28 protein-coding genes are annotated in these 23,909 nt (G+C 37.9%); 17 read left to right on the top strand and 11 right to left on the bottom strand.

The window, feature by feature from the left end:
• Positions 1 to 3: 3 nt before the first annotated feature.
• The 5 genes from MUB24_RS05525 to MUB24_RS05505 are packed head-to-tail and all read right to left on the bottom strand — an operon-like array spanning position 4 to position 1,681.
• Positions 4 to 396, bottom strand: a complete 393-nt coding sequence (locus MUB24_RS05525) for a spore germination protein GerPE (RefSeq protein ID WP_244702166.1) — start codon at positions 394 to 396, stop codon at positions 4 to 6.
• The gene (locus MUB24_RS05520) at positions 383 to 577 is read right to left on the bottom strand and encodes a spore gernimation protein GerPD (protein ID WP_244702164.1); all 195 of its coding nucleotides are present in this window, start codon (positions 575 to 577) and stop codon (positions 383 to 385) included. Before MUB24_RS05520 ends, MUB24_RS05525 begins: the two co-directional genes overlap by 14 nt.
• A 14-nt stretch (positions 578 to 591) precedes the next feature.
• Positions 592 to 1,185 (bottom strand): spore germination protein GerPC, encoded by a 594-nt coding sequence (gene gerPC / locus MUB24_RS05515; RefSeq protein ID WP_244702163.1) that lies wholly within the window; start codon positions 1,183 to 1,185, stop codon positions 592 to 594.
• 28 nt (positions 1,186 to 1,213) lie between these two features.
• Positions 1,214 to 1,432 (bottom strand): spore germination protein GerPB, encoded by a 219-nt coding sequence (locus tag MUB24_RS05510; RefSeq protein WP_244702161.1) that lies wholly within the window; start codon positions 1,430 to 1,432, stop codon positions 1,214 to 1,216.
• Between the two features lie 27 nt (positions 1,433 to 1,459).
• Positions 1,460 to 1,681 carry a spore germination protein gene (locus MUB24_RS05505; RefSeq protein ID WP_244702420.1) on the bottom strand — a complete coding sequence of 74 codons (222 nt, stop codon included), beginning with the start codon at positions 1,679 to 1,681 and terminating at the stop codon, positions 1,460 to 1,462.
• Between the two features lie 149 nt (positions 1,682 to 1,830).
• Here MUB24_RS05505 and MUB24_RS05500 point away from each other — a divergent pair, with 149 nt between their 5' ends.
• The 3 genes from MUB24_RS05500 to MUB24_RS05490 all read left to right on the top strand — a co-directional run bounded on the left by MUB24_RS05500 (position 1,831) and on the right by MUB24_RS05490 (position 4,976).
• Positions 1,831 to 3,021, top strand: coding sequence for a DUF418 domain-containing protein (locus MUB24_RS05500; protein WP_244702159.1), 1,191 nt, complete (start codon positions 1,831 to 1,833; stop codon positions 3,019 to 3,021).
• 138 nt (positions 3,022 to 3,159) lie between these two features.
• A complete protein-coding gene (locus MUB24_RS05495; protein WP_244702157.1) occupies positions 3,160 to 3,534 on the top strand; it encodes a YisL family protein in 375 nt (124 codons plus the stop codon).
• 41 nt (positions 3,535 to 3,575) lie between these two features.
• Entirely contained in the window at positions 3,576 to 4,976 is a 1,401-nt protein-coding gene (locus MUB24_RS05490) for an alpha-amylase family glycosyl hydrolase (protein ID WP_244702156.1), read from the top strand.
• A gap of 148 nt (positions 4,977 to 5,124) precedes the next feature.
• Here the strand turns inward: MUB24_RS05490 and MUB24_RS05485 are convergent, their stop codons facing one another.
• The 3 genes from MUB24_RS05485 to MUB24_RS05475 form a co-directional block, all read right to left on the bottom strand.
• Positions 5,125 to 5,616, bottom strand: coding sequence for a YajQ family cyclic di-GMP-binding protein (locus MUB24_RS05485; RefSeq protein WP_244702155.1), 492 nt, complete (start codon positions 5,614 to 5,616; stop codon positions 5,125 to 5,127).
• 119 nt (positions 5,617 to 5,735) lie between these two features.
• A complete protein-coding gene (locus MUB24_RS05480) occupies positions 5,736 to 5,870 on the bottom strand; it encodes a DUF3941 domain-containing protein (RefSeq protein WP_244702154.1) in 135 nt (44 codons plus the stop codon).
• Between the two features lie 57 nt (positions 5,871 to 5,927).
• Positions 5,928 to 6,788: a DegV family protein gene (locus tag MUB24_RS05475; RefSeq protein WP_244702153.1), complete on the bottom strand. Its 861-nt coding sequence runs from the start codon at positions 6,786 to 6,788 to the stop codon at positions 5,928 to 5,930.
• A gap of 198 nt (positions 6,789 to 6,986) precedes the next feature.
• On the opposite strand from MUB24_RS05475, the gene MUB24_RS05470 reads away from it, so the two are divergent.
• The 3 genes from MUB24_RS05470 (at position 6,987) to clpB (ending at position 10,365) form a co-directional block, all read left to right on the top strand.
• Positions 6,987 to 7,178 carry a hypothetical protein gene (locus MUB24_RS05470; RefSeq protein ID WP_244702152.1) on the top strand — a complete coding sequence of 64 codons (192 nt, stop codon included), beginning with the start codon at positions 6,987 to 6,989 and terminating at the stop codon, positions 7,176 to 7,178.
• A gap of 110 nt (positions 7,179 to 7,288) precedes the next feature.
• On the top strand, positions 7,289 to 7,597 hold the full coding sequence (locus tag MUB24_RS05465) for a metal-sulfur cluster assembly factor (protein ID WP_244702151.1): 309 nt from the start codon (positions 7,289 to 7,291) through the stop codon (positions 7,595 to 7,597).
• 155 nt (positions 7,598 to 7,752) lie between these two features.
• A complete protein-coding gene (clpB, locus tag MUB24_RS05460) occupies positions 7,753 to 10,365 on the top strand; it encodes an ATP-dependent chaperone ClpB (protein ID WP_244702150.1) in 2,613 nt (870 codons plus the stop codon).
• 247 nt (positions 10,366 to 10,612) lie between these two features.
• Here clpB and MUB24_RS05455 read toward each other — a convergent pair whose 3' ends face one another.
• On the bottom strand, positions 10,613 to 10,792 hold the full coding sequence (locus MUB24_RS05455) for a YjzD family protein (protein ID WP_244702149.1): 180 nt from the start codon (positions 10,790 to 10,792) through the stop codon (positions 10,613 to 10,615).
• Positions 10,793 to 10,951: 159 nt separating this feature from the next.
• On the opposite strand from MUB24_RS05455, the gene MUB24_RS05450 reads away from it, so the two are divergent.
• The 6 genes from MUB24_RS05450 (at position 10,952) to MUB24_RS05425 (ending at position 15,997) form a co-directional block, all read left to right on the top strand.
• Positions 10,952 to 11,521 carry a hypothetical protein gene (locus MUB24_RS05450; protein WP_244702148.1) on the top strand — a complete coding sequence of 190 codons (570 nt, stop codon included), beginning with the start codon at positions 10,952 to 10,954 and terminating at the stop codon, positions 11,519 to 11,521.
• A gap of 260 nt (positions 11,522 to 11,781) precedes the next feature.
• Positions 11,782 to 12,714: a beta-ketoacyl-ACP synthase III gene (locus tag MUB24_RS05445; protein ID WP_244702146.1), complete on the top strand. Its 933-nt coding sequence runs from the start codon at positions 11,782 to 11,784 to the stop codon at positions 12,712 to 12,714.
• Positions 12,715 to 12,762: 48 nt separating this feature from the next.
• Entirely contained in the window at positions 12,763 to 14,007 is a 1,245-nt protein-coding gene (fabF, locus tag MUB24_RS05440) for a beta-ketoacyl-ACP synthase II (protein WP_244702418.1), read from the top strand.
• Between the two features lie 76 nt (positions 14,008 to 14,083).
• A complete protein-coding gene (locus MUB24_RS05435; RefSeq protein ID WP_244702145.1) occupies positions 14,084 to 14,875 on the top strand; it encodes a DUF2268 domain-containing putative Zn-dependent protease in 792 nt (263 codons plus the stop codon).
• Between the two features lie 85 nt (positions 14,876 to 14,960).
• Complete coding sequence (locus tag MUB24_RS05430) at positions 14,961 to 15,182, top strand: YuzI family membrane protein (RefSeq protein ID WP_244702144.1); 222 nt, start codon at positions 14,961 to 14,963, stop codon at positions 15,180 to 15,182.
• 65 nt (positions 15,183 to 15,247) lie between these two features.
• Positions 15,248 to 15,997, top strand: coding sequence for a YjbA family protein (locus MUB24_RS05425; RefSeq protein WP_244702143.1), 750 nt, complete (start codon positions 15,248 to 15,250; stop codon positions 15,995 to 15,997).
• Between the two features lie 158 nt (positions 15,998 to 16,155).
• Here the strand turns inward: MUB24_RS05425 and trpS are convergent, their stop codons facing one another.
• The gene (trpS, locus tag MUB24_RS05420; protein ID WP_244702142.1) at positions 16,156 to 17,145 is read right to left on the bottom strand and encodes a tryptophan--tRNA ligase; all 990 of its coding nucleotides are present in this window, start codon (positions 17,143 to 17,145) and stop codon (positions 16,156 to 16,158) included.
• Between the two features lie 290 nt (positions 17,146 to 17,435).
• Here trpS and MUB24_RS05415 point away from each other — a divergent pair, with 290 nt between their 5' ends.
• From MUB24_RS05415 to pepF, 5 genes are all read left to right on the top strand, one after another.
• Complete coding sequence (locus MUB24_RS05415; protein ID WP_280516884.1) at positions 17,436 to 18,644, top strand: putative glycoside hydrolase; 1,209 nt, start codon at positions 17,436 to 17,438, stop codon at positions 18,642 to 18,644.
• Between the two features lie 368 nt (positions 18,645 to 19,012).
• On the top strand, positions 19,013 to 19,408 hold the full coding sequence (gene spxA, locus MUB24_RS05410) for a transcriptional regulator SpxA (RefSeq protein ID WP_244702141.1): 396 nt from the start codon (positions 19,013 to 19,015) through the stop codon (positions 19,406 to 19,408).
• Positions 19,409 to 19,788: 380 nt separating this feature from the next.
• Positions 19,789 to 20,448 (top strand): adaptor protein MecA, encoded by a 660-nt coding sequence (gene mecA / locus MUB24_RS05405; RefSeq protein WP_244702140.1) that lies wholly within the window; start codon positions 19,789 to 19,791, stop codon positions 20,446 to 20,448.
• A 107-nt stretch (positions 20,449 to 20,555) separates the two neighbouring features.
• The gene (locus MUB24_RS05400; protein WP_244702139.1) at positions 20,556 to 21,758 is read left to right on the top strand and encodes a competence protein CoiA; all 1,203 of its coding nucleotides are present in this window, start codon (positions 20,556 to 20,558) and stop codon (positions 21,756 to 21,758) included.
• Between the two features lie 109 nt (positions 21,759 to 21,867).
• Positions 21,868 to 23,688 (top strand): oligoendopeptidase F, encoded by a 1,821-nt coding sequence (gene pepF / locus MUB24_RS05395; RefSeq protein WP_244702138.1) that lies wholly within the window; start codon positions 21,868 to 21,870, stop codon positions 23,686 to 23,688.
• A gap of 22 nt (positions 23,689 to 23,710) precedes the next feature.
• On the opposite strand, the gene MUB24_RS05390 is transcribed toward pepF, so the two are convergent.
• Positions 23,711 to 23,887, bottom strand: coding sequence for a hypothetical protein (locus tag MUB24_RS05390; protein WP_244702137.1), 177 nt, complete (start codon positions 23,885 to 23,887; stop codon positions 23,711 to 23,713).
• Between the last annotated feature and the right edge of the window lie 22 nt (positions 23,888 to 23,909).

The following is a 23,909-nucleotide window of genomic DNA, read 5'->3' as shown; positions in this document are numbered from 1 at the left end:
TTTTTACTCTCCTTCCTCCTTGTTCATGATTCCCTCGGGAATTTGTCTTATATGATGAACCTTTGAATCCATATAAACATTTTTGGTATTTCCAATTTGTGTGACGGCTGAAGCGGAAAGTCCTTTAATTCGAATATCTTTGACTCTAATATTAGGTAAAGCTTGATATTTTGTGATCGTGGGGATTTCAGGTAATGTTGGCATCCATGTAGGCTCGGAAAAAATCGAATACGTTGTAAAGCTTCCTTCCTTACCAAAAAAGAGTTCTTCTCTCCGTTGAACTGCAAGTGCTTGACTGAATCCGTTGATTTTAATTGTATCTCCAATCTCTAGAATCGAGCCGAAAAGAATATTGGTGACATGAATGCTTTGAACCATAGAATTACGTTTCCCCATTTTCATCCTCCGACGGAAGCGGAACAAAAGGACCAATAATCAATGACTCTGGTGGGGTATCAAAGGTGGAAGCCAATTGAATGGTGTCAGCATCCCCAACCAAAAATAAGGAAGAGGTGGTGACACCAGTAATTTGTATTTCCCCGACGCAAAGCTCTCGATTCACAACATTTAAATTCATGATAAATCTCCTTTTTAAGGTTTATTTTTTTTACCAGCTTGCTCTTGTGGTATTTGTGAAATGAATGCATGAATTCCCTGATGGATATCTTTAAGAATTTGCTGATAAATAGCTTCTAATTGTTGATCCTCTGTCTGGTCTCTGTTTGTATGTTGTAAAGATTGTTGGATGTAATGGTCCACTCTTGCAGGCAACTGGGTCTGGATGTCTTCTTTAATAAGATTTCTATATTGGACGTCAAGCTTTTTACCTAGCTGTCTTTCCGTGCCTTCAATAACGGTTTCAACCTCTTGATGGATATATTGACTCAGTCTTTCAAGAAGACCTTCTTTCAAATGAACAGGGGCATCAAGCGATTGCTTAGGTAGAGACAATTCTTCTATACCATCAAGATCAGAAGGATTTAAACCAATATTTAATGTTCCCTCTAATGTCTCAACTTTTAATTGGTCAAATTTATATTCTAATCGTTCCACAATTAGGGGCGGCTTTTCTTTTAATTGAGTGAGTTCCGTATTTAAACATTCCACAGACGATTTAAGACGGTTTATTTCTTTTTGCTGATGATGGATCTGTTCATAAAGTTGTTGGAAATAATAATTGTCCATATTGCACCACCTTCAAACAAAATGATCCTTAACCTAAGGGAACAAGACTTGGCTGTTCAAAAGTTTCTCCTGCCGTTTCTAAAGTTTTAGGGATATTTGGAGCAGCCTTTTTAAAACCTCCTGTATTATATAAATGTGAGGAAGGGGTAATGACCCCAGATGTTCCGATTTGAAGGACAGAAGAATTGGTAAGGGCTCCAATTTTTATAGATTGGATATGGATCGATTGTTGAACATGAATATGCATAATGTTCTCTCCCTGATGAAATGTCTTTTATAATGTAAACATAATTCCTTGATCTACTGTGTCATTATCATACGTATTTGTGGCGGAATAATGGTTCGTTACCGCAATATGATCACCTGTATTAAATGATCCTGCACCTGAAAATACTTTAGAGGAGGAAACAGGATGTAGTTGAAAAACATCACCAACATTAAAGATACCTGAGCCACCAATACTAATGATTTGAACGGCCCCGACAAAACCTGGCATCACCGTTCACATCCTTTGCTATTGTTTATCTGTTATATTGTACCAATTATATTTTATGAAAAGGAAAAGAAATTGTGCTTCAGTCCGAGGAAAGCTAAAATGAATAGGATGTTTTTTGTTTTAAGAAAAGGGTATGGAGGAGATCGTCAATGATGGAAAATAAATTAGGGCCTACTTTATCAAGAGATCGAATTCAATCGCTTGATAGTTTAAGAGGATTTTCTTTACTGGGAATTTTTATAGTCAATATGCTTAGTTTTCATTCACCATTTAGTTATTATAATCCGTATGAGTGGTGGAAATATGAGGACTTAACGGCCTATATGTGGATTGATATACTGGTCCAGGCGAGCTTCTATCCTATATTTGCCATGATGTTCGGTTATGGGATGGTGCTTATGCAGGAACGCTTTCGTTTAAAAAACTCCTCATTTTGGAAGATCAGTGTAAGAAGATTACTTGTTTTGTTGGGGTTTGGGGTGGTCCATGCTTTTCTGATTTGGCATGGAGATATTCTAATAACATATGCCTTAATGGGATTATTATTGCTGCCTTTGCTCAGATTATCTGGCACACTTCTACTGTCCATTGGTGCAGCCGTATATTTACTTCCACAGTTATTCATGAGCTTTATCATGATCATGGTCTCCATAATAGACACTTCTACTCTTGGGGAGTTTACGGACATTATGAATTTGCAGCAATCTGCTGAAATTTATGTAAATGGTACGTTCTGGGAGATAACCAAACAACGGTTCCTAGATTGGTATATGGCAAATGGTCCAGCGAATTTCATTTTGGTCATCTTTATGATCTTACCTTTGATGATGGTTGGGGCTGGTGCGGCTAAGTTAAAATGGTTGGAAAAAGCGAAACACCATAAGAAGGCATGGTTGATTGTATTCTTTGTATTTCTTTCACTGGGTTTAGCGGGAAAAATCCTGCCACTCGTATTGGGTCAATCGATCAGTAATCAATATGTACAAGATATGATCGGTGGTCCTTTGCTAAGTGTAGCCTATATTGCGCTTATTGTTTTTTTGATGTCTAATCCGTATATAGCGAAAATCGGTAGGCCCCTTGCAAATGCGGGAAGAATGTCGATCACGATTTATTTAAGTCAATCGGTGATTGGTACATTGATTTTTTACTCATACGGCCTGGGATTATATGGCCAAATGTCGGTAGCAGCAGGTACATGGTTGGCAATTGGCATTTTTGTTTTTCAAATCATTTTTGCGGAAATCTGGTTGTCAAAATTTAATCAGGGACCAGTAGAAAAGCTATGGCGATTCTTTACTTATGGGCGAAAAAAAGACCACAAGCGGGGATTAGATTGAAAACGAGGTCCAAGGAATAGGTAAATTGTACAATATTGTGAAATAGATGGTTAATTCTGTGGTTTTTAGCCTATATATGGTAATATGAAAGCAATCTGTCAGTATAAAAAGGTTGTTTGTCAAAGGAGGAGAGCGCGGATGTTTGAGCGCACAGATGCTCATATTTCAACATGGGTGATCGCTATTATTTTATTTATCGTGGCCGTTTTTTTGCACAAGAGTGGAAAAGAAAAAGCGATGAAGATTGTTCAAATGATTTTACGTGTCTTTTATTTACTAATCATCGCAACAGGGGTCCTTCTCTTTTCAAAATTTAGTAGTATTGATCCAGCTTTATATGGAGTGAAATTTCTCTTTGGTGTGATCGTAATTGCTATGATGGAGATGGTTTTGATTCGTACGAAGCTAGGTAAAAAAACTGGTGTGTTTTGGACGATTCTTGTTATTGCCTTTGTAGTCACCTTTTATATTGGGGCAAGACTACCGTTAGGGTGGAATTGGTTTGCAGCGTAAAACCGCATGATTTGCGGTTTTTTTCTTGGAGGTAATGAACAATGTTGAAAAAATTAATCATTACAACACTATTGAGTCAATTATTTCTTCTTGTTACCATAACAGCTTATGCGGAGGAGAAGAACGGACAGAATTGGGAGGATGAAATCATCTATTCCCTTATGGTTGATCGCTTCTCAGATGGTGATCTTGATAATGACTATAATGTGGATGTTCAAGATCCATTACGTTATCAAGGAGGAGATATTCAAGGGATTATCGATCAACTTGACTACATTCAGGATATGAACTTTACGGTAATCCAGCTTTCTTCGATCTTTGCTAACGAAGAAGGGGGTTTTCATGGGGAGTGGGTCAAGGATTATACAGAGCTTGAACCACACTTTGGAACTATGAAGGATTTTGAAGAACTAGTGGATGAAGTACATAAGCGTAAGATGAAACTTATACTCGAAATGCCTGTTATGTCTCCGGAAGAATATCCAAACTTAGAGGAAGTTCTCTTATCAGCGGCTAAATTTTGGGTTAGTACTGGAGTAGATGGATTACAAATGAACCATATTGGAGAGTTATCCTCATCCTTTTGGGAATTTTTTATTTCAGAAATGAAGAAAGAAAAAAAAGATCTTTTTATTACAGGGTTTGAAAAGGAGGCCGATCAAAATCGTTTGGATGCTTATGACGAAATAGGTTTTGATCGCATGTTAAATGTTCCCATCCATCATTTATTACGGAAAACCTTTGCGGAACCAAGTCAATCTCCCCAACTCATATTCGACAGTTGGACAAGTAATGAAGAAAAGATAGGTCGAAGAATTTCTTTTTTGGATCATCAGTATGGACCTAGATTTACAAGGGATATGCTTGAACAAGGGACCTATCCTATCACCGCATGGAAACAAGCCTTAGCTTTTTTATATACTCAACCGGAAGTGCCGATGATCTTTTATGCAACAGAAATCGCTGTCGATGGTGGTGAGTTACCTGATAACATTCCTTTAATGAATTTCCGTTCGGAAAAAGAGCTGGTTGACCATATCTCAAGATTAGGAGAAATCCGTAAGGAGCAACCGGCTTTAACAAAGGGAACGCTTGATGTGTTATACGAAAAAGATGGAATGGTTGTATATAAGCGACAATACAAGTCAGATACTGTTGTTGTAGCGATTAATAATTCATTGAAAGATCAAGCAGTCCGATTGACAAAGGATCAATTAGCGGATGAAAAAGAGTTAAGAGGTTTATTAAATAGCGATTTAGTAAGAAGTGATGGTGGAGAATATCAGCTTGTGATCGATCGCGATCAGGCAGAGATATATAAAATGATGGAAAAAAGCGGGTATAATATTTTCTTTATACTTTCAATCTTTTTTGTATTTGCTCTGTTTGGGATATTCATGTATATTACTTGGCGAAGAGGAAAAAAGAAACGGATGGAATAACTTCATTGAGTGGGGTTTTTTCATCGGAGCTAGATCCAGCATTAGCTTAATTCTTACTTACCTTATAAATAAAACAACGAGCAGAATATTTTTCTCTGTTCGTTGTTTTTATGCCTGATTTTCTTATGTATCATAAAAGGGAAGGAGATTATCGGTAATTGACAAATTGTACGTCAATTGGAAGATCTGCTTCTTTTATAAGACTGATCAATTGTTGAAGATCGTCACGGTTTTTTCCCGTTACTCTAATTTGTTCATCTTGGTTTTGACTTTTGACCTTTAATCCACTTTTTTTAATAAGAGTATTAATTTTTTTTGCATTTTCTTTATCAATACCTTGCACGATTTTGGCCCGTTGCCGAACCGTGCCCCCAAAGGCATTCTCCATTTTTCCGTATTCTAAGTTTTTAATCGCCACTCCTCTTTTAATCAGCTTCCCAAGCAATACATCTTTTAATTGCTTCATTTTAAACTCATCATCAGAAACGAGGACAAGCTCATCATCTTGTAAGGAAATTTCACTTTTACTACCTTTAAAATCGTATCTCGTTTGAATTTCTTTCATCGCAATATTGATCGCATTCGTCACTTCTGAAAGATCCACTTTTGAAACAATATCGAATGAATTTTCCTTTGCCATTTTCTCCCCTCCGAAACTGTATTTCCTCTATTATAGTTGATTATCGGTGGAGGAACAACTTCCATATGAAGATCTTCTTAATAACAAAAAAAATGAGGAGCTAAGTGGCTCCTCAAGGTTTATAAATGATCGGTTTTCTTTGAATATTGATGTTTTCCTGCTTTGCGATTTTTCTCGCGCAATTCATTTTTTTCTTCTTGTGCTGCTTGGTTATCTCTTGCTTTTTTATCATTATCTGAAGTGTTGTAACGCATTTGATCCATCTCCTTTCGTGGGAAATGACTTTTAGTATTCCCACATAAGGAGGGTCCCTATGCTTGTTTTTTGTTTAAGAAAAAGACGGCTAATGTGCCAGGACCAGCATGGGAAGCAATCACTGATCCAATAATATTGATATAGAATTTCTTTGTTCCGAAACGGTCTTCAATCATCTTTTTCATTTCCAGTGCCAGTTCTTCATCATCTCCATGACTAATTCCGATTGTCTGATTTTGAAGATCGACTCCTCTTTCTTCCATGACATCTAATATTCTTTTTAATAATTTCTTTTTCCCGCGAATTTTTTCAATTGGAACGAGCTTTCCGTCCTCCACATGAAGAAGGGGTTTAATATTGAGTAGTCCACCTAAAAAAGCAGAAGCTTTCGATAGTCGACCACCTCTAGCCAAAAAATCCAGTTCTTCAACCGTGAATAAATGTTCCATATGCTGAGTACGGAATTCAGCATCAGCAATAATTTGTTCTTTTGACAAGCCAGCCTTTAAATTGGCTACGGTCGCTTGCACACATAGTCCATAACCGATGGAGGCACATTTTGAGTCAATGATGGTTAAGTCTAGTTCTGGATATTCCTCTTTTACTTGATCGCGAATCATGGCAGCCGTCTGATAAGTTCCTGAGAGTTGAGAGGAAAAGGCAATATATAAACCAGAATGACCTTCTTTTGCCAAATTAGTGAATAGCTCTTCAAATAATTGCGGAGAGGCTTGAGAGGTTTTTGGCATTTTTCCTGCTCTAATTTCTTGATAAATTTTTTTAGGTTCTATGGTTTCCAAATCCAAAAAACTTTCGTTATTTAAGTGGACTTGAAGAGGGATTAATTGGATATCGTGTTCCTGAAAATATGATAAGGGTAAATCAGATGCACTATCAGCAAATAATTTTAACGTCATCCCAATCACTCCTATAGATAGTTTAATAAAGACGAAAACGGTTAAAAAGTTAATTGCTTTAAGTTTACCGGCTTTATGACAAAAGTACAATCTCATTCTGAAAAAAAAACAATAAACCCGCGCACTATTTGGCACTTATTTATTTGTAGTGATAAGATGGAGATAGTTTGAAAGTCAATTTTGTAAAGGGGAACGAGCATGATCCAGCCAACATATGAGTTTTATGAAAAACTAAAGAAGGAATATGCCCAGCAACCCTCACATTTGAAATTTATTGTGGATACCAAAGCGGGACATAAGGTGAGTAGGGAAGCGTTGCTTAGAACCGTGGCTTGGTTTGACGGTCATTTGCTTAAGCAACAAGATCCAATTCTTTTAAAAACAACTTAGTGCAAGCAGCTCGGGATAAAAATATGCTCTAACATTCTTTTCGGTTTGATTTTTCGGTGATTTTGGTATGATAGAAGTAAGAAATAATACATTCAAGGAGGAATATAAGCATGGATGAAGCTTTAAAGGAAAATATATATGGCGCATTGGAACAAGTGATTGACCCTGAATTGGGGATTGATATAGTGAACCTTGGACTGGTTTACGATGTAGAGATGGATGAAAATGGAACGACTAAGGTTACGATGACGTTAACATCTATGGGTTGCCCGCTTGCTCCTATAATTGTCGATCAAGTCAATGCGGCTCTTGCTGATATACCAGAGGTGAAAGAAGTGGATGTGGATATCGTTTGGAGTCCTCCATGGTCAAAGGATAAAATGTCCCGCTATGCGAAGATTGCTTTAGGAATATCCTAAAATTGCACAAAAGAAGGTGTAGGAAAAGGGAAGAATGGGATTCTTCCAATCAGTGACTTTCTCTTTTCTGTACAAAAGTGTTTTTGGAATGGCGGAACGCTCCTCATCGGAAGCCTTCCGCTCTTTTTTATCCTAAAAAGAAGGATGTGAATCGATTGGATTTAAGCAAGATGACGATGACGATGCAGGAAGCATTTATGGAGGCGCAGCAAAAAGCAAGTAAAGAGAATCATCCGGAAATTGATATTAGCCATCTTTGGCAGTCTTTACTGGAAAAAAACGATAGTCTTCTCGCTCATCTATATGAACATTTAGGGGTGGGGAGAAGTGAAATCGGTCAAGAGATTGATCGACTCATTGCATTAAAACCCCAAGTAACAGGGGAAGGTGTAAAAGGGGGACAGTATCTTAGCTCAGATCTTCAGAACTTACTACGCTCTGCCGAACAAGTAAAGGAAAAGATGAAGGATGACTTTTTATCCGTAGAGCATGTGGGACTCGCCTTAATGAAGCAACCGAATCAAGAGATTACTCGTTTTTTACGGCAAAAAGGTGTAACAGAGGAGAAGCTTAAGAGTGAAATAGAAAAGATTAGAGGAGGACAGCATGTGACATCACAAAATCCTGAAGCAACGTATGAAGCATTAAAAAAATATGGCCGAGATCTTGTTGCTGAAGTGAAAGCAGGAAAGCTTGATCCTGTCATTGGCCGCGATCAAGAAATACGAAATGTCGTGCGGATCTTATCGCGAAAAACAAAAAATAACCCTGTCTTAATTGGGGAACCGGGTGTTGGGAAAACGGCAATTATTGAAGGTCTGGCCCAACGGATTGTGAGAAAGGATGTTCCGGAGGGTTTAAAGGATAAAACGATTTATGCGCTTGATATGGGTTCCTTAATCGCGGGGGCCAAATTTCGCGGCGAATTTGAAGAGCGCTTAAAAGCTGTTTTGCAAGAAATTAAGAAAAGCGAAGGAAAAATCCTTTTATTCATCGATGAAATCCATACCATTGTCGGAGCCGGAAAAACAGAAGGAGCAATGGATGCTGGCAATATGTTGAAACCGATGCTTGCCCGGGGAGAATTGCATTGCATTGGGGCGACGACTTTAGATGAATATCGCCTTTATATTGAAAAGGATGCTGCGCTTGAAAGGCGTTTTCAAAAGGTGGTTGTATCTGAGCCGACAGTAGAAGACACGATTTCGATTTTACGAGGACTGAAAGAACGGTTTGAAATTCATCATGGGGTCAATATACATGATCGGGCTTTAGTGGCAGCAACCACTCTTTCTGATCGTTATATCACAGATCGTTTTTTACCTGATAAGGCGATTGATCTTGTCGATGAGGCGTGTGCTAATATTCGCGTAGAGATTGATTCCATGCCAACGGAGCTTGATGAGGTAACAAGAAGAGTCATGCAATTGGAGATTGAAGAGGCGGCCCTTCAGAAAGAAGAGGATGAAGCAAGCAGGGAACGATTAGAAATCCTGCAGAAAGAATTGGCTGATTCAAAGGAAAAAGCGAATGAAATGAAAGCAAAATGGCAATCAGAGAAGGATGAAATTTTGCAGCTTCAAGGAAAACGCGAGGAATTGGAAAAATTACGCAGGGAATTAGAAGATGCCGAAAACCAATATGATTTAAACCGGGCGGCTGAATTACGTCATGGGAAAATTCCAGCTATAGAGAAAGAGTTGCAAAGGATGGAGGAAAAAGTGGTTGCCCATCAAGAGGATGAAAATCGGCTTGTCAAAGAAGAGGTAACCGAAGACGAAATTGCCGAAATTGTATCACGTTGGACCGGCATTCCAGTCATGAAATTGGTCGAAGGGGAAAGAGAAAAGTTATTAAAATTGGAGACAATTTTGCATAAGCGTGTGATCGGCCAGGATGAGGCGGTTGAACTTGTTAGTAATGCTGTGCTGCGGGCAAGAGCGGGAATCAAGGACCCGAATCGGCCAATCGGTTCATTTATTTTTCTTGGACCTACAGGAGTAGGGAAAACAGAATTAGCGAAGGCACTTGCGGAAACCTTATTTGATAGTGAGGAGCATATGATCCGCATCGATATGTCGGAATACATGGAAAAGCATGCTGTATCTCGCTTGATTGGAGCACCGCCTGGTTATGTTGGCTATGAAGAAGGCGGACAATTAACAGAAGCCGTGCGCAGAAAGCCTTATTCAGTTATTTTATTAGATGAGATTGAAAAAGCCCATCCCGAAGTATTTAATATTTTATTACAAGTATTGGACGATGGGAGAATTACCGATTCACAAGGCAGAAGAATTGATTTTAAAAATACCGTTATTATTATGACCTCCAATATTGGTTCAAACCATTTGCTGGAACGTGAGGAGACCCAAGAGGAGATCGATGAAAAAACAAAAGAGCTCGTATTGGGGCAATTACGGGCTTCGTTTCGGCCCGAATTCCTAAATAGGATTGATGATATTATTCTTTTTAAACCACTTTCGTTACATGATATTGTTGGGATCGTGGAGAAACTAACAAATGAATTACAAGCTCGATTGAATGAACAAAATATACAATTAAAAATGACTGATGAAGCGAAACGATTTATTGCGCGGGCTGCTTATGATCCGATTTACGGAGCACGTCCTTTAAAAAGGTATTTACAAAGTCAGATTGAAACAAAGCTTGCGAAGGAAATTATTGCCGGACATGTTCATCCCTATTCCGCCCTAGTCGTTGATATTGAAAACAAGCAAATCCATATTACTACAAGCAATGAACAGTAAAAACCTCGCCCCTTAAGGCGAGTTTTTTACTGAGAGATAAGAAAGAAAATTGACCAGTGCTAGGTCTAGCTCCAGCGCCTAGCCCCTCGAGGTCAAATAACCCTGAACCTATGAGGGAAAGATCGCCCTTCCTAGGTTCAGGGTTATTTGCATGTCGGAGGCCTGCAGGATGCAGGTCAGAACGGCGTTGCGTCAGGACGGCGCGAACTTAGCCGTTCATCCATTAAACGGGCGTCTTGCGCTTTTCTTATTCATCAGCAGGCTGTGGAGAGGAAACAGTGCCGATCAAAGATACTAAAATAAAGATGACAACGCCAAAAAAGGAGGCGGTCGCAAAATCATACGGGATACTATTCATGGATCCAATCACATAGGTTACTACATGGCCAAGAATGAAGGCCCAAACAAAGGTCATAACAAATTTCATAGTAAAATCCTCCAAAAAAACATCCTATATACTTCTTTAAGAACACTGTAATCATACCATATAGAAAGAATTAAATAAAGATATCCAAGTTAAGTAAAAAATAATTTTAGTGAGATGGGGCATAAGCTTATAATAACAGAAAAAAAGGGGTTGAGTGCGGTGAAATCTGCCATTGTTATTGGTGCAAGACAAAGTACAGGTTTCAAAATTTGTTCCGAATTACTAGAAAAAGGGTATATGGTTTTTGCAAAGGATTATATGCAATGGGAGACCGAGGAACAAAAGGATCGTTGGCTTTATATTGGAAGAAATGCTCATTTGGATTATGTGCATTTAGACCATGAGACCATTTTCGAAGAGGAAGCATCATCCATCTTTGTACCGGTAAACGACTTTTATGTTGCGCAAGCTACAGAAATACAAGAAAAATTATTGCTCCTATTGGATAAACAAATTTTAAATAAGGAGGATTCTCAATTTATATTTATTCAACCTTTACAAGGTAATCGAATCCTGAAAACATTTAGTCGTAATATTGAAAAGATAAAAGAGAAAAGAAGAGATATGGGGGGAGGAATGAAAGAATACTTCATACAGAATGAAAGGAAATCTGAACAAGAATATTTCTATTTTAAATCACTGAATAAGACGGAATGGATTCAAGTGGAACAGCGACAAAAAGGAATGATTCGTCAACTTCTTGACCACTTAGAACAATGGGATTTGTAGTTTCATATTTTACAAAAAGAAGGAAAATGGAGATATATGTCGAAAGGATAGGGCTAGAGTCCAGTCAAAATCTCTCACTATCGATAGATCTGAAAAAGAGGTGGTTTTATATAAAAGCAATTTGTACATATCATTTCGGTGACTTCGCGAATCTAAAGCAATTTTCCCTAATTTACAATAAAAATGTATGGTGGTATACTTAGTACCAAGTACTAATATATGATAATAATTACGTCTATTTTTAGAAAGTGGGGTCACGCATGAGCGCCGGAATAATAGGAATTGGGAAATATAGCCCTGACAGGATAGTGACAAATAAAGACTTGGAAAAAATGATGGATACATCTGACGAGTGGATCCGCACGCGAACAGGGATTGAAGAGCGAAGGATCGCTGCAGATGATATAGATACCTCCGATATGGCCTGTGAAGCCGCAAAGGAAGCTTTACATGATGCAGGAGTTCTTCCTGAGGAGATTGATTTGGTAATGGTAGCAACTGTAACACCAGATCAGCCGTTTCCTACTGTTTCCTGCATTCTTCAGGACCGGTTAGGATGTAGAAATGCTGCAGCCATGGATCTTAGTGCGGCATGTGCTGGATTTATGTATGGTATGATAACGGCAAAACAGTTTATTGAAACAGGTTCTTATAAAAATATTTTAGTAGTAGGGACTGAGAAATTATCGAAAATAACGGACTGGAGTGACCGTAATACAGCCGTTTTATTTGGAGATGGTGCGGGAGCCGTTGTAATCGGTACTGTTTCGGAAGGAAGAGGGATCCTTTCCTTCGAACTAGGCGCTGACGGGTCAGGCGGCAAGTTTTTGTATCAAGATCAATATATAAGGATGAATGGTCGGGAGGTATTTAAATTCGCCGTACGAAAAATGGGAGACGCTTCTGAGAATGTGATTGAAAAAGCAGGTCTTACGAAAGAAGATGTAGATTTTTTAATCCCACACCAAGCGAATATAAGAATTATGGAAGCCTCTCGGGAGCGTTTAGAATTACCTGATGAAAAAATGTCTAAAACGATTCAGAAATATGGTAATACCTCTTCGGCATCCATTCCCTTATCCTTGTATGATGATTTAAAAGCCGGTAAGATTAAAGATGATGATGTCGTTGTAATGGTAGGCTTCGGCGGTGGCCTCACATGGGGTGCCATTGCCTTAAAATGGGGAAAATAATACAGAAGGAAAGAAAAGCAAGAAATTACTTCTTTTTATATGAAGGAGCTGGAAAAGTTGCAAAGAAGAGTGGTAGTAACGGGAATAGGTGTTGTCTCTCCCGTAGGAAATGATGCTATAACAGCATGGCAAAATATTATTGCTGGTAAATCGGGGATTGGTCCTTTAACAAGACTGGATCCAGAGCAATTTTCTGCAAAGGTTGCAGCAGAAGTAAAAGATTTTGATATAGAAAAATATATCGAAAGAAAAGAAGCACGCAAGATGGATCGTTTTACTCATTATGCACTAGCCGCTGCTTTTATGGCGGTAGAAGACGCTAAACTAAACATCGATGAAACCAATGCTGATAGGGTAGGCGTTTGGATTGGTTCCGGGATTGGTGGATTGGAAACATTGGAAAAGCAGTTCGAGATCTTCCAAAAAAGAGGTTACAGGCGTGTTAGTCCCTTTTTCGTCCCAATGATGATTCCAGATATGGCTACTGGACAAGTTTCCATTTATCTAGGAGCAAAAGGAGTCAATTCTTGTACCGTCACTGCTTGCGCAACTGGAACTAATTCTATTGGGGATGCTTTTAAAGCCATTCAACGAGGGGATGCTGATGCCATGATTGCTGGTGGTGCAGAAGCTCCTATTACCCAAATGTCTTATGCTGGCTTTTGTGCGAATACAGCCTTAACAACAAATCCTGATCCTCATACAGCAAGTAGACCCTTTGATTTAAACCGGGATGGTTTTGTGATTGGGGAGGGTGCGGGCATTATTGTCATGGAAGAATTGGAACAGGCCCTCAATCGTGGGGCTACTATTTATGCTGAAATTGTTGGGTATGGCTCAACAGGTGATGCCTATCATATTACTGCCCCTGCACCTGGTGGTGAAGGTGGTGCCAGAAGCATGAAAATTGCGATTGAAGATGGTGGCTTAAAGCCAGAAGATATACAATACATTAATGCCCATGGCACAAGTACAGGGTATAATGATAAATATGAAACCATGGCCGTAAAGACCATATTCGGTGAACATGCCCATCAATTAGCAATTAGTTCCACTAAATCAATGACAGGCCATCTTTTAGGAGCAGCTGGTGGGGTGGAAGCTATATTTACCATACTGGCGATGAAAGAGGGAATTCTCCCTCCAACGATCAATTATGAAACACCTGATCCGGAATGTGATTTAGATTACGTACCAAATGAAGCTCGTCCCGCTAATATCACAGCAGCTATTAGTAATTCCCTTGGCTTTGGGGGACATAATGCAACCCTGGCCTTTAAAAAATATGAATAAAAACACGGCCCGTCCACGGGTCGTGTTTTTTATTCACCTTCTTCCTCCTAGTTAATAAAATAACTGCAAGGGAGGAATGTATGATGGGGTAGTGAAGACCGACAATTGGATGGAAGAGCATTTTGAACAGCCATGGATCATGGGGAAAATGGCAAGGCCTGAAATAAAAGATGAACATGATTTTTATCAATATTTAGTTCAATTTGGAATGTATGAGCCATCTAAACAAAGTTTTAAAGTGTTTGAAACCTTAAAAAAAGAAAAAGTTTGGGAACGAGTGGCATCCATTTATCAATCCTACCGAAAAAAATGGCGTGGTCCTGCTGTAAAGATCTATCTCTTTCCTGTAAACCAAAATAATCGATTTTTCCGACAACAACTTCGTGGGCGAGCAGGTTTATCTTTTAGTGACAGTCTTTTCCTTTTTCTATCAGATGGTCTCGAAGAAAAAGAATTAGAAGCTCTTTTTGTGCATGAATATCATCATGCTACAAGAATGGGCAAATACAAAAAAGAGAAAGATGATTACACTTTATTAGATTCCATCTTATTTGAAGGACTTGCGGAAGTAGCTGTTCTGAACTGCTGTGGGAAGAAGTATACTGCCTTTTGGACAGATTTGCATAACAAGGACTTTCTAAAACGTCGGACGGAAACAGCCTATAAACCACATTTTCACATAAAAAGGAATCATCCTCTCCATGATCAATTATTATTCGGTGGAAGAAAGGGAATTCCCCATATGATGGGATATGCAGTAGGATATGAGATAGCAAAGGGATATATAAAAGAAAATAAGATCACTATATTGGAGACTTTTTCTCTCCCTTCAGAAAAAGTATTAGAGAAAAATCAATTTCTTCATTAAAAGGCATGTCCGCTCATTCTTAACATATATTATACAAAACGGTACAAGCGAAATCTCTATAAAAACGTACGGGAAGTGCCAATTAATGATGTTTCGAGGGGCTTTATTTTTGATTGGATTCGGTCTAGCTGTGCTGGGAGGTATCAGTTTAATCGGTTATTTAAATTTAATGACGATGGGAATGAGTTTGTTTGAATATATAGGCTTTGTCATAAAGCGTCCTGAAAGTTATTTCCTCCCTCTAGGCATTTTTTTAGTTACTTTTACATTATTCTGCCCGGACAGAAAAACGAATGATTCAGATTGAAAGGAATAAATTTACTCTAGGCTGCCTATACTGATTGACAAATAGTAATGAAGTGAGGGATTAAGATGCTATATCTTCATGATGTATGGGTAAATTGGTTTGAGGGGGAAGAGAACGGTTATAATGTTTGCCATTTTCATGAATGGAGGAGAGGGGAAGATGTGATTGAGCTTTTAGATCAAGTACCCCTGTTGTTGATTGAAGCCTCTCTTTTTCACTACATCGAAAATAATATGGCAGAACTTCCACAACAGTTAATGAATGATACGTACAAAAAAGCATATTTGAGAAAAAATCATGAGCGAGTGCAGTTAGAAAACTGTTTCGTCGTAACGGATGGCAGAGGGATCCTTGCTGTGGATACACTTGGCTATAATATCCCACTTAGAAAAAGTAGACTGATCCCACGCCAGGAACAACTTGTTTATGAAATGACGGAGCAAGCAAAAAGAGCGAATTACAAATGGAAAGAATATAATGAAACAAAAGAACATCATATATTAGCTCCGGACCCGAAGCTAATGTATGGGCTGACAAGAAAAGAGCGCCAATTAAAGCATCTGATGTTTATGGCTCTCGATCAGCTTTACGCCTCAAAAAACACCTCTGAAATTAGGTACTGGTACACCGAGTGGGCTCCACATCGTTATCACGAGATTCAAACAATGCATTTTGAAGAGGTATGGGAATGTCTTTATGAAGAAACAAAAAATGGATGGTCTGAAAAACACCGTATGTTATGTGAAAATATGATTAAAGGACAGCCATTTTTTGAAAAACTTTGGGAGATGGAATGTGATTCTAAAGTAAAATGAAAAGCGAAAGGTGGCTGCTTAGGGCGGCAAGTAAGCCACCTATAGCTAGCCAAAAAAAGAGGAAGGCGGACTGTCCTGACGAATCATAGCTATTAGAAGTCTTAGTAGCCTTCCAATAGCTACATTTTACCGGAACAGCGCCTTAACTATTTTTACAATTATCTTCTTTTTCTTCCTAACCCCATTGCCTTTTCCATTTTTTTCACCATTTTATTTGCCTTTAATGCAGCTTTTTCTGCACCTTTATCTAAAATATCATCAAGTTCCTGTGATTCCACTAATTGACGGAAGCGCTCTTGGATAGGAATGATATAGTTTAGAACGACTTCGGCTAAATCTGTTTTAAATTCTCCGTAACCTTTTCCAGCATAATATTCTTCCAGTTCTTGTACAGTCTTATTGCCTAATATAGAATAAATCGAAAGCAAATTAGAAATGCCGGGTTTGTTCTTTTGATCAAATTGAACAATCCCATCTGAATCGGTTACCGCACTTTTTATTTTCTTCTCAATTTGCTTAGGTTCATCCAGCATCGTAATGAACGCTTTTTGATTCGCATCAGATTTACTCATTTTCTTTAGCGGGTCTTGCAGTGACATAATTCTTGCCCCTACTTTAGGGATGCGTACCTCGGGAATGGTGAAAATTTCGTTATACCGATTATTAAACCGTTCAGCCAAATTCCGCGTTAACTCTAAATGTTGCTTTTGATCTTCCCCAACAGGAACCAAATCCGTCCCATATAATAAAATATCTGCAGCCATTAATGGAGGATATGTTAATAATCCGGCTGACACGGCCTCTTTTCCTGCTGATTTATCTTTAAATTGTGTCATTCTTTCTAATTCACCAATATAGGAAATACATTGTAACATCCAAGCTGCTTGAGAATGTGCAGGTACTTCCGATTGAATAAATAAAGTGGCCTTTTGAGGATCTAAGCCTGCCGCAATGTATAAGGCAGCCAATGTTCTAATGTTTTTTCTTAATTTCAACCGATCTTGAGGAACGGTAATGGCATGTTGATCCACAACGCAAAAGTAGCAATCATAATCATTTTGCAGCTCAATAAACTGTCTAATAGCACCAATATAATTACCAAGAGTAATGACGCCGCTTGGTTGAATGCCTGAAAAAATTGTCTTCATATGTAGAAATCCTCCTTAATAATAAGAAACAGGGCAGAATGGTTTGACAAAAAACTTCAAAAAATATGTTTCAATTCCAGTCAATAAAGGAATAGGTAAAATAATCATTACCTATTATACTTGCTGTTAAGAGTACAATCAAGCAAGGTCCAAAGCACCAAATTTGAAATGTAAACGCTGAATTTGCAAATACCATATCCATAAACGGGAAATCTTGTTAAAATAAAAAAAGACAGAGCGAGACAAGATTTTATAAAAATAGACAAAATTTTAAAAGGGAGAGATTCTTATTGGGCTGGAAAAAAAGATTTGCTACAGCGGGCATAACCGCTGCTTTATTTTGTTTTACCTCGGTAGGAGCCGCAGCAGAAACACAGCTTGATGCGAAACCGCTAAAGTTACGGCAGTTAACAGTGTCAGGCAAAGTTTTACCAGAGGTTATGCCGCGTTTTGTCTATGATTCCGGGAGAGTATTTGAATATCCTGACGCTGTAAGGGGCATTTATGTAACGGGTCTTTCGGCGGGAGGAGGCAATTTTGCTAAATTGGTTGATATGGTTGATTCGACTGACTTAAATGCGATGGTCATTGATATCAAAGAGGATCGGGGAGATATTACATATAAAATGCCAAAGGATTCTCCTTATGCCGACATTTCCAAGGAGTATATTAAAGATCCAGATAAAATGATGGATACATTAGAGGAGAAGCAAATTTACCCGATTGCTAGAATTGTTGTCTTTAAGGACTCCACACTTGCGAAGGCCAAACCGGAATTATCCTTTAAGGATGGGAAAAAGGTGTGGGAAAATGGAAGAGGGGAATCATTTGTTAATCCATTTTTAAAAGAAGTTTGGGATTACAATATCGACATTGCGATTGAAGCAGCTAAATTAGGTTTTCAAGAAATTCAATTTGATTATGTTCGCTTTCCCGAAGGTTTTGAGAATAGGGACGAATCATTAACATATGATATGGGGGATTATAGTGGGAAAGATGAGGATAATGTGCAAAAACGGGTTCATGCCGTGACCGATTTTGTTGCCTATGCAAAAGAAAGATTGCAACCATATAATGTAAAGGTATCTGTCGATATTTTTGGTTATACAGCTACGCTTCCAGAAGCACCAGGGATCGGCCAAAACTTTCAAAAGATATCTGAAAATGTAGATGTCATTTCATCTATGATTTATCCAAGTCATTGGACCTCTTATTTTGGAATAGCGAAGCCAGATTTAGAACCTTATAAGCTTGTTAAGGAATATGCGAAAGTGGAAAAAGCAAAACTAGGGGAATTGGATAATCCACCTATTTCCCGTCCTTGGTTGCAGGATTTTACCGCTTCCTATCTGGGGCCAGGAAATTATCAAGTCTATGGTAAAAAACAGGTAGAGGATCAAATAAAGGCGCTCTATGATGAGGGAATTAATGAATTCCTATTATGGAATGCAGGTAATACGTATACCGAAAATGTAGATTATATGAATGGAAAAGAATGAAGTGGTGTACGGGCTTATATGCGATCATACTGGATTAACAATTTATAATATTGTCGTATGAATGATTGGGTTTAGGGGATAGTAAAAAAAGGAAATTCTTGTTTATTTATCATCTAGAAGGGTAATGGATAAGTAAATGGAAATATTATAACAGCAGTGAATTTTTTGTGTAACAGATAAGAAAATCCTCAAAAGAACCTATTCAATCTGCTGCATTTAGTGTATAATACATATGTAAGCTTATTTTATAGGTAAATAGAACAAAGGGATTTTCTCTATTTACATATAACATGTTTCCATTATGTAGCAATATTCATTCAAATAAATAAAACAGGAATTTAATTCTAAAATAGGAGTGTGGTTCTTTTATGGTAACGTTGTACACTTCACCTAGCTGCACATCATGCAGAAAAGCAAGAAATTGGCTTGAACAACATAATATTTCTTATAAGGAGAGGAACATATTTTCAGATCCTCTTACCTTAGATGAAATAAAGGGAATTTTGCGGATGACCGAAGATGGGACAGACGAGATCATTTCAACAAGGTCTAAAATTTTTCAAAAATTGAATGTTGATTTAGAATCCTTACCTCTTCAACAATTATTTGAATTAATTCAAAAAAACCCTGGCCTTTTAAGACGGCCGATCATCTTAGATGAAAAGCGACTACAGGTTGGATATAATGAAGACGAAATTAGACGTTTTCTACCGCGAAAAGTTCGCACGTATCAACTTCGTGAAGCGCAAAAAATGGTAAATTAATCTTTATAATATAGGCTATATTGATTAGAGGCTATATCCAAAATGTCGTTAAACGGCTTTCGGTATAGCCTCTTTCTTATGAAAGTCGTTAAACGAGGGAAGGGTGTACAATCAAACTAGGATATTTGCCCAAGAGAATTTAGAAAATTAGCTTGATTTTATTTGATATGTTAGATAAAATAAGCAAAACATGGAGAAAAGATAGGCATTAGAGGATTTTGAACTTTAGGATAGCTTTTGTTTCCATTTATCCACTGTTTATCATAAAATAGGAGTACAAGGAGAATAATATAACTCATTCTTTCTAAGGATGCATGATAAGAATCTCCGGTACGGGATCGTGATCCCTTCACCAACAATCATAGAAGGGAGTGTTGATTTTGGAGATTGAACGCATTAATGAGAATACAGTCAAGCTATATATATCTTATATGGATATCGAAGAACGTGGCTTTGACCGTGAAGAAATTTGGTATAATCGGGAGCGAAGTGAAGAGTTATTCTGGGAAATGATGGAAGAAATTCACTACGAAGATGAATTTCTTAATGAAGGACCACTTTGGATTCAAATCCAGGCTCTTGATAAAGGACTTGAAGTCATTGTCACAAAGGCCCAACTTTCTAAAGATGGTCAGAAATTAGAACTACCCATTCCCGATGAAAAGCATAATGAGATCCCAGTTGATCACACGATCGAAGATTTACTCGATCAAAATTTTCAGGTGAACCATTATAGGCAGTCAAAAATTCAGTATGAATTTGTACTGGAATTCAAAGATTTTGAAGATCTCCTATCCCTTTCAAAAAATAAAAACTTAGATGAACAGATAGAAACGCGATTATTTTCTTGGGAAAATCTTTATTACTTGCATGTGCATTTCCCAGAAGAAATATTCGATGAAGATAAAATAGAAGATGTACTAAGTATTCTTTTTGAATATGGGCAGGAAAGTACCTATACGGTTCATCGCCTAGTTGAATATGGCAAAAGTATTATTGATCAAAATGTATTCTCCACTCTCAACCAATACTTTAAATAAATCAGCCGATTTCCAAAGGGAATCGGTTTTTTTCTGTTTAAAAGTGAAATAAAAGATAAAGGATTATATCGATTTATGGCGAATAGGTAATGAAAGGAGTGATGAAATTGTTAACGGCATTAAACCAAGAAGGAAAACTTGTTTCATTGGTCCATACCCCGAAAACCTTTACGAAGCAAGAGCGTTCCTCATTCTTTTATTGTCCAGCATGTAAAGAGCCACTTATTCTAAAGGCTGGTAAGATTCGAATTCCCCATTTTGCCCATAAGCGTGAGGCAAATTGTTCCTTTCTGTTTGCAGAGCCTGAAAGCCCACAGCATTTATTAGGGAAAAAACATCTATATACTCACTACAAAAGACAGGGATTGGACGTTCATTTAGAATACTACCTTTCAGAAATCCAGCAAAGACCAGATCTGTTTGTAAAAAAAGAAAATCAAGCTTATGCCATCGAGTATCAATGTTCCCCTTTATCTCGAAACCGGTTAAAAGAAAGAACAGATGGGTATCGAAAAATGGGTATTCTTCCAATATGGATTATAGGGGGTCCTCCTTATAAAAAAAGAAAAAACACATCGTATGAGTTATCTGATTTCCATTGGTCTTTAAGTAGACACAACGCCCATTCTGGTCTTACTCTTCTAAGTTACCTTCCTGAGAAAAAGAACTTTCAACAGCTTTCCCAAATAACTGCCATAACATCCACGAAGGTTGTCGCTTTATTTCATGAATTCCCACTTTTTCGTACTAACAATTCTAACCATTTCCCAATTGATCCAAAGCATGATACGCTAAATTGGCTGAATGAAAAGAGAAACTGGCTTCAAAATAAAGTGTATTATGGAAATCTTGTGTCAGACCTTTTTTTAAAAGAGGTTTACGCAACTGGGAATAATCCCTTTCTTTTGCCTGAAATCTGTGGGATTCCTTTACCACATGCTCATTTATTTTATGAACCTCCCATGGTTTGGCAATTTTATATTTATTATGATTGTTTAAGAGGTTTAGCGGTTGGACAAAAGATATCATTAAAGTGGGTGAAGCAAAAATTATCCACTCGATTAAATAAAGGAAGCATTACTATTCGAGAATTTCCATTAGACTTTGATCCGCAACACACTTGGGAGAGGGCCATGACGGAATACTTCTTCATGCTTACGATATTGGAATATTTCTCAAAAATAGGAGAAGACTTATTTGTGATGGAAAAAATCGTTAAGATACCAAAAAATATAGAGGACATGCATGCAAAGGAAAATGCGTTATTTCGCAAAATAACGGTACACAATCTCTTTAATCCGAGTCAATAGAATATTTTTCAATATGGTTGCAGGGATTTCCATGAAATAGGTAGAATAATTAATATTGCAGGATTTTTCACCTGTCGAAGAATTTTAGGATTGAAATAGGAGGATGGTTATGACGAAAGAAACAGCTATTAAATCGCTCCCGCCACGATCAGAAATACCAGAAGAAATGACTTGGCGATTAGAGGATATTTTTGCTTCAGATGAAGAATGGGAAAAGGAATATCAAGCCATTAAGGGGCTTGTCAAGGAAGCAGGGCAGTACAAGGGAACGATTGGAGAAAGTGCAGAGCAGCTTAACCGTGTTTTGCAATTCCAGTCAGAGGTATTTGAACGTTTAGGTAAATTGTTTACGTATGCTCATATGCGATATGACCAGGATACTGGGAATTCTCATTTTCAAGGGCTGAATTCACGTGCTGAAAGTTTATATTCGCTAGTGGCAAGTGAATTTTCTTATGTGGTCCCCGAAATTTTGGCGATCGATGAAAGTAAAATTGCCCAATTTGTTGAAGAAAATGTCGATCTCCAAGTGTATCGCCATGCATTGGAAGAAATTAATCTGCAACGTGGACATGTTTTATCAGCGGAACAAGAGGCAATGTTAGCACAAGCTTCAGAAGCATTAGGCTCTGCAAGCACGACATTTGGCATGCTTAATAATGCGGATTTAGAATTTCCAGTTATAAAGGATGAGAATGGAGACGATGTCCAAATTTCTCATGGGAATTATATCCGATTCCTAGAAAGTCAGAATCGCACCGTTCGGGAAACTGCGTTTAAGAAAGTATATGAAACCTATGGTCAGTTCAAAAATACGTTTGCCAGTACATTAAATGGAACAGTAAAGAAGGATAATTTTTTTGCGAAGATTCGTCAATACCAATCCGCCCGCCAGGCTGCATTAGCCGCCAACAATATTCCGGAAACGGTTTACGATAATCTTGTTGATACCATTAATAAGAATTTACATTTACTCCATCGTTATGTGAAGCTTCGGAAAAAAATCATGGGTGTGGATCAGCTCCATATGTATGATTTATATACACCTCTTGTGAAGGAAGTAAAAATGGAGGTGAAATACGAGGAAGCGAAAGAAATCGTGATGAAAGCCCTCGCTCCATTAGGCCAGGAATATACAGGTATATTGAAAGAAGGATTTGAAAATCGTTGGGTAGATGTAATTGAAAATAAGGGAAAACGGAGTGGGGCCTATTCATCAGGGGCTTATGGAACAAACCCATATATTCTCTTGAATTGGCAAGATAATGTGAATAATCTATTTACACTTGCTCATGAATTTGGTCATAGTGTTCACAGCTATTACACTCGAAAAAATCAACCTTATCCATATGGGAATTACTCCATTTTTGTGGCAGAAGTCGCTTCAACAACCAATGAATCGATTCTCAATGAGTACCTGATCAATCATACAAAGGATAAGCAGGAACAATTATATTTACTCAATCATTATCTTGAAGGTTTTCGTGGGACGGTGTTTCGCCAAACGATGTTTGCTGAGTTTGAGCATCTTATCCATCAAAAGGATCAAAATGGCGAAGCTTTAACGGCCGAGCTTTTAACAAAAGAATATTATGAGTTAAATAAGAAGTACTTTGGGGAAGAAGATATTCATATTGATGAAGAAATTGGCTTAGAATGGTCGAGAATTCCGCATTTTTATTACAACTATTATGTGTATCAATATGCAACAGGATTCAGTGCAGCCGCAGCCTTGTCCAAGCAAGTTTTAGAAGAGGGTGAACCGGCTGTCCAGCGTTATCTAGAATTTTTGAAAGCAGGAAGCTCTGATTATCCAATAGAAGTATTGAAAAAAGCAGGAGTTGACATGACCTCAGCACAGCCAATTGAAGCCGCCTGTCAAATTTTTGAAGAAAAATTAAATGAAATGGAAGCCTTGTTTTCTGAATAAAATCCCAGGATGGATGGGATCTTCAATGAAATCCACGGAATTTGTTACGCCCATTCATCCGTGAGACTAGTCCAATTAGTCCAATAAAGAGGAGTGGAGAAGTAATATAAATGGGAACTAATTGAAGCAATGCTAGAATATGCAGGAAAAAACAGACGATAATGAAACCAATAATAAGGAAGAGACTAATTGTACGCATTGGATTGCCTCCTTTTCTTTAA

Source organism: Lederbergia sp. NSJ-179 (assembly GCF_022867885.1).
Lineage (GTDB): Bacteria > Bacillota > Bacilli > Bacillales > Bacillaceae_C > Lederbergia.
The sequence above is the reverse complement of the archived record's forward strand: the minus strand, read 5'-3'. Positions and strand labels throughout refer to the sequence as shown.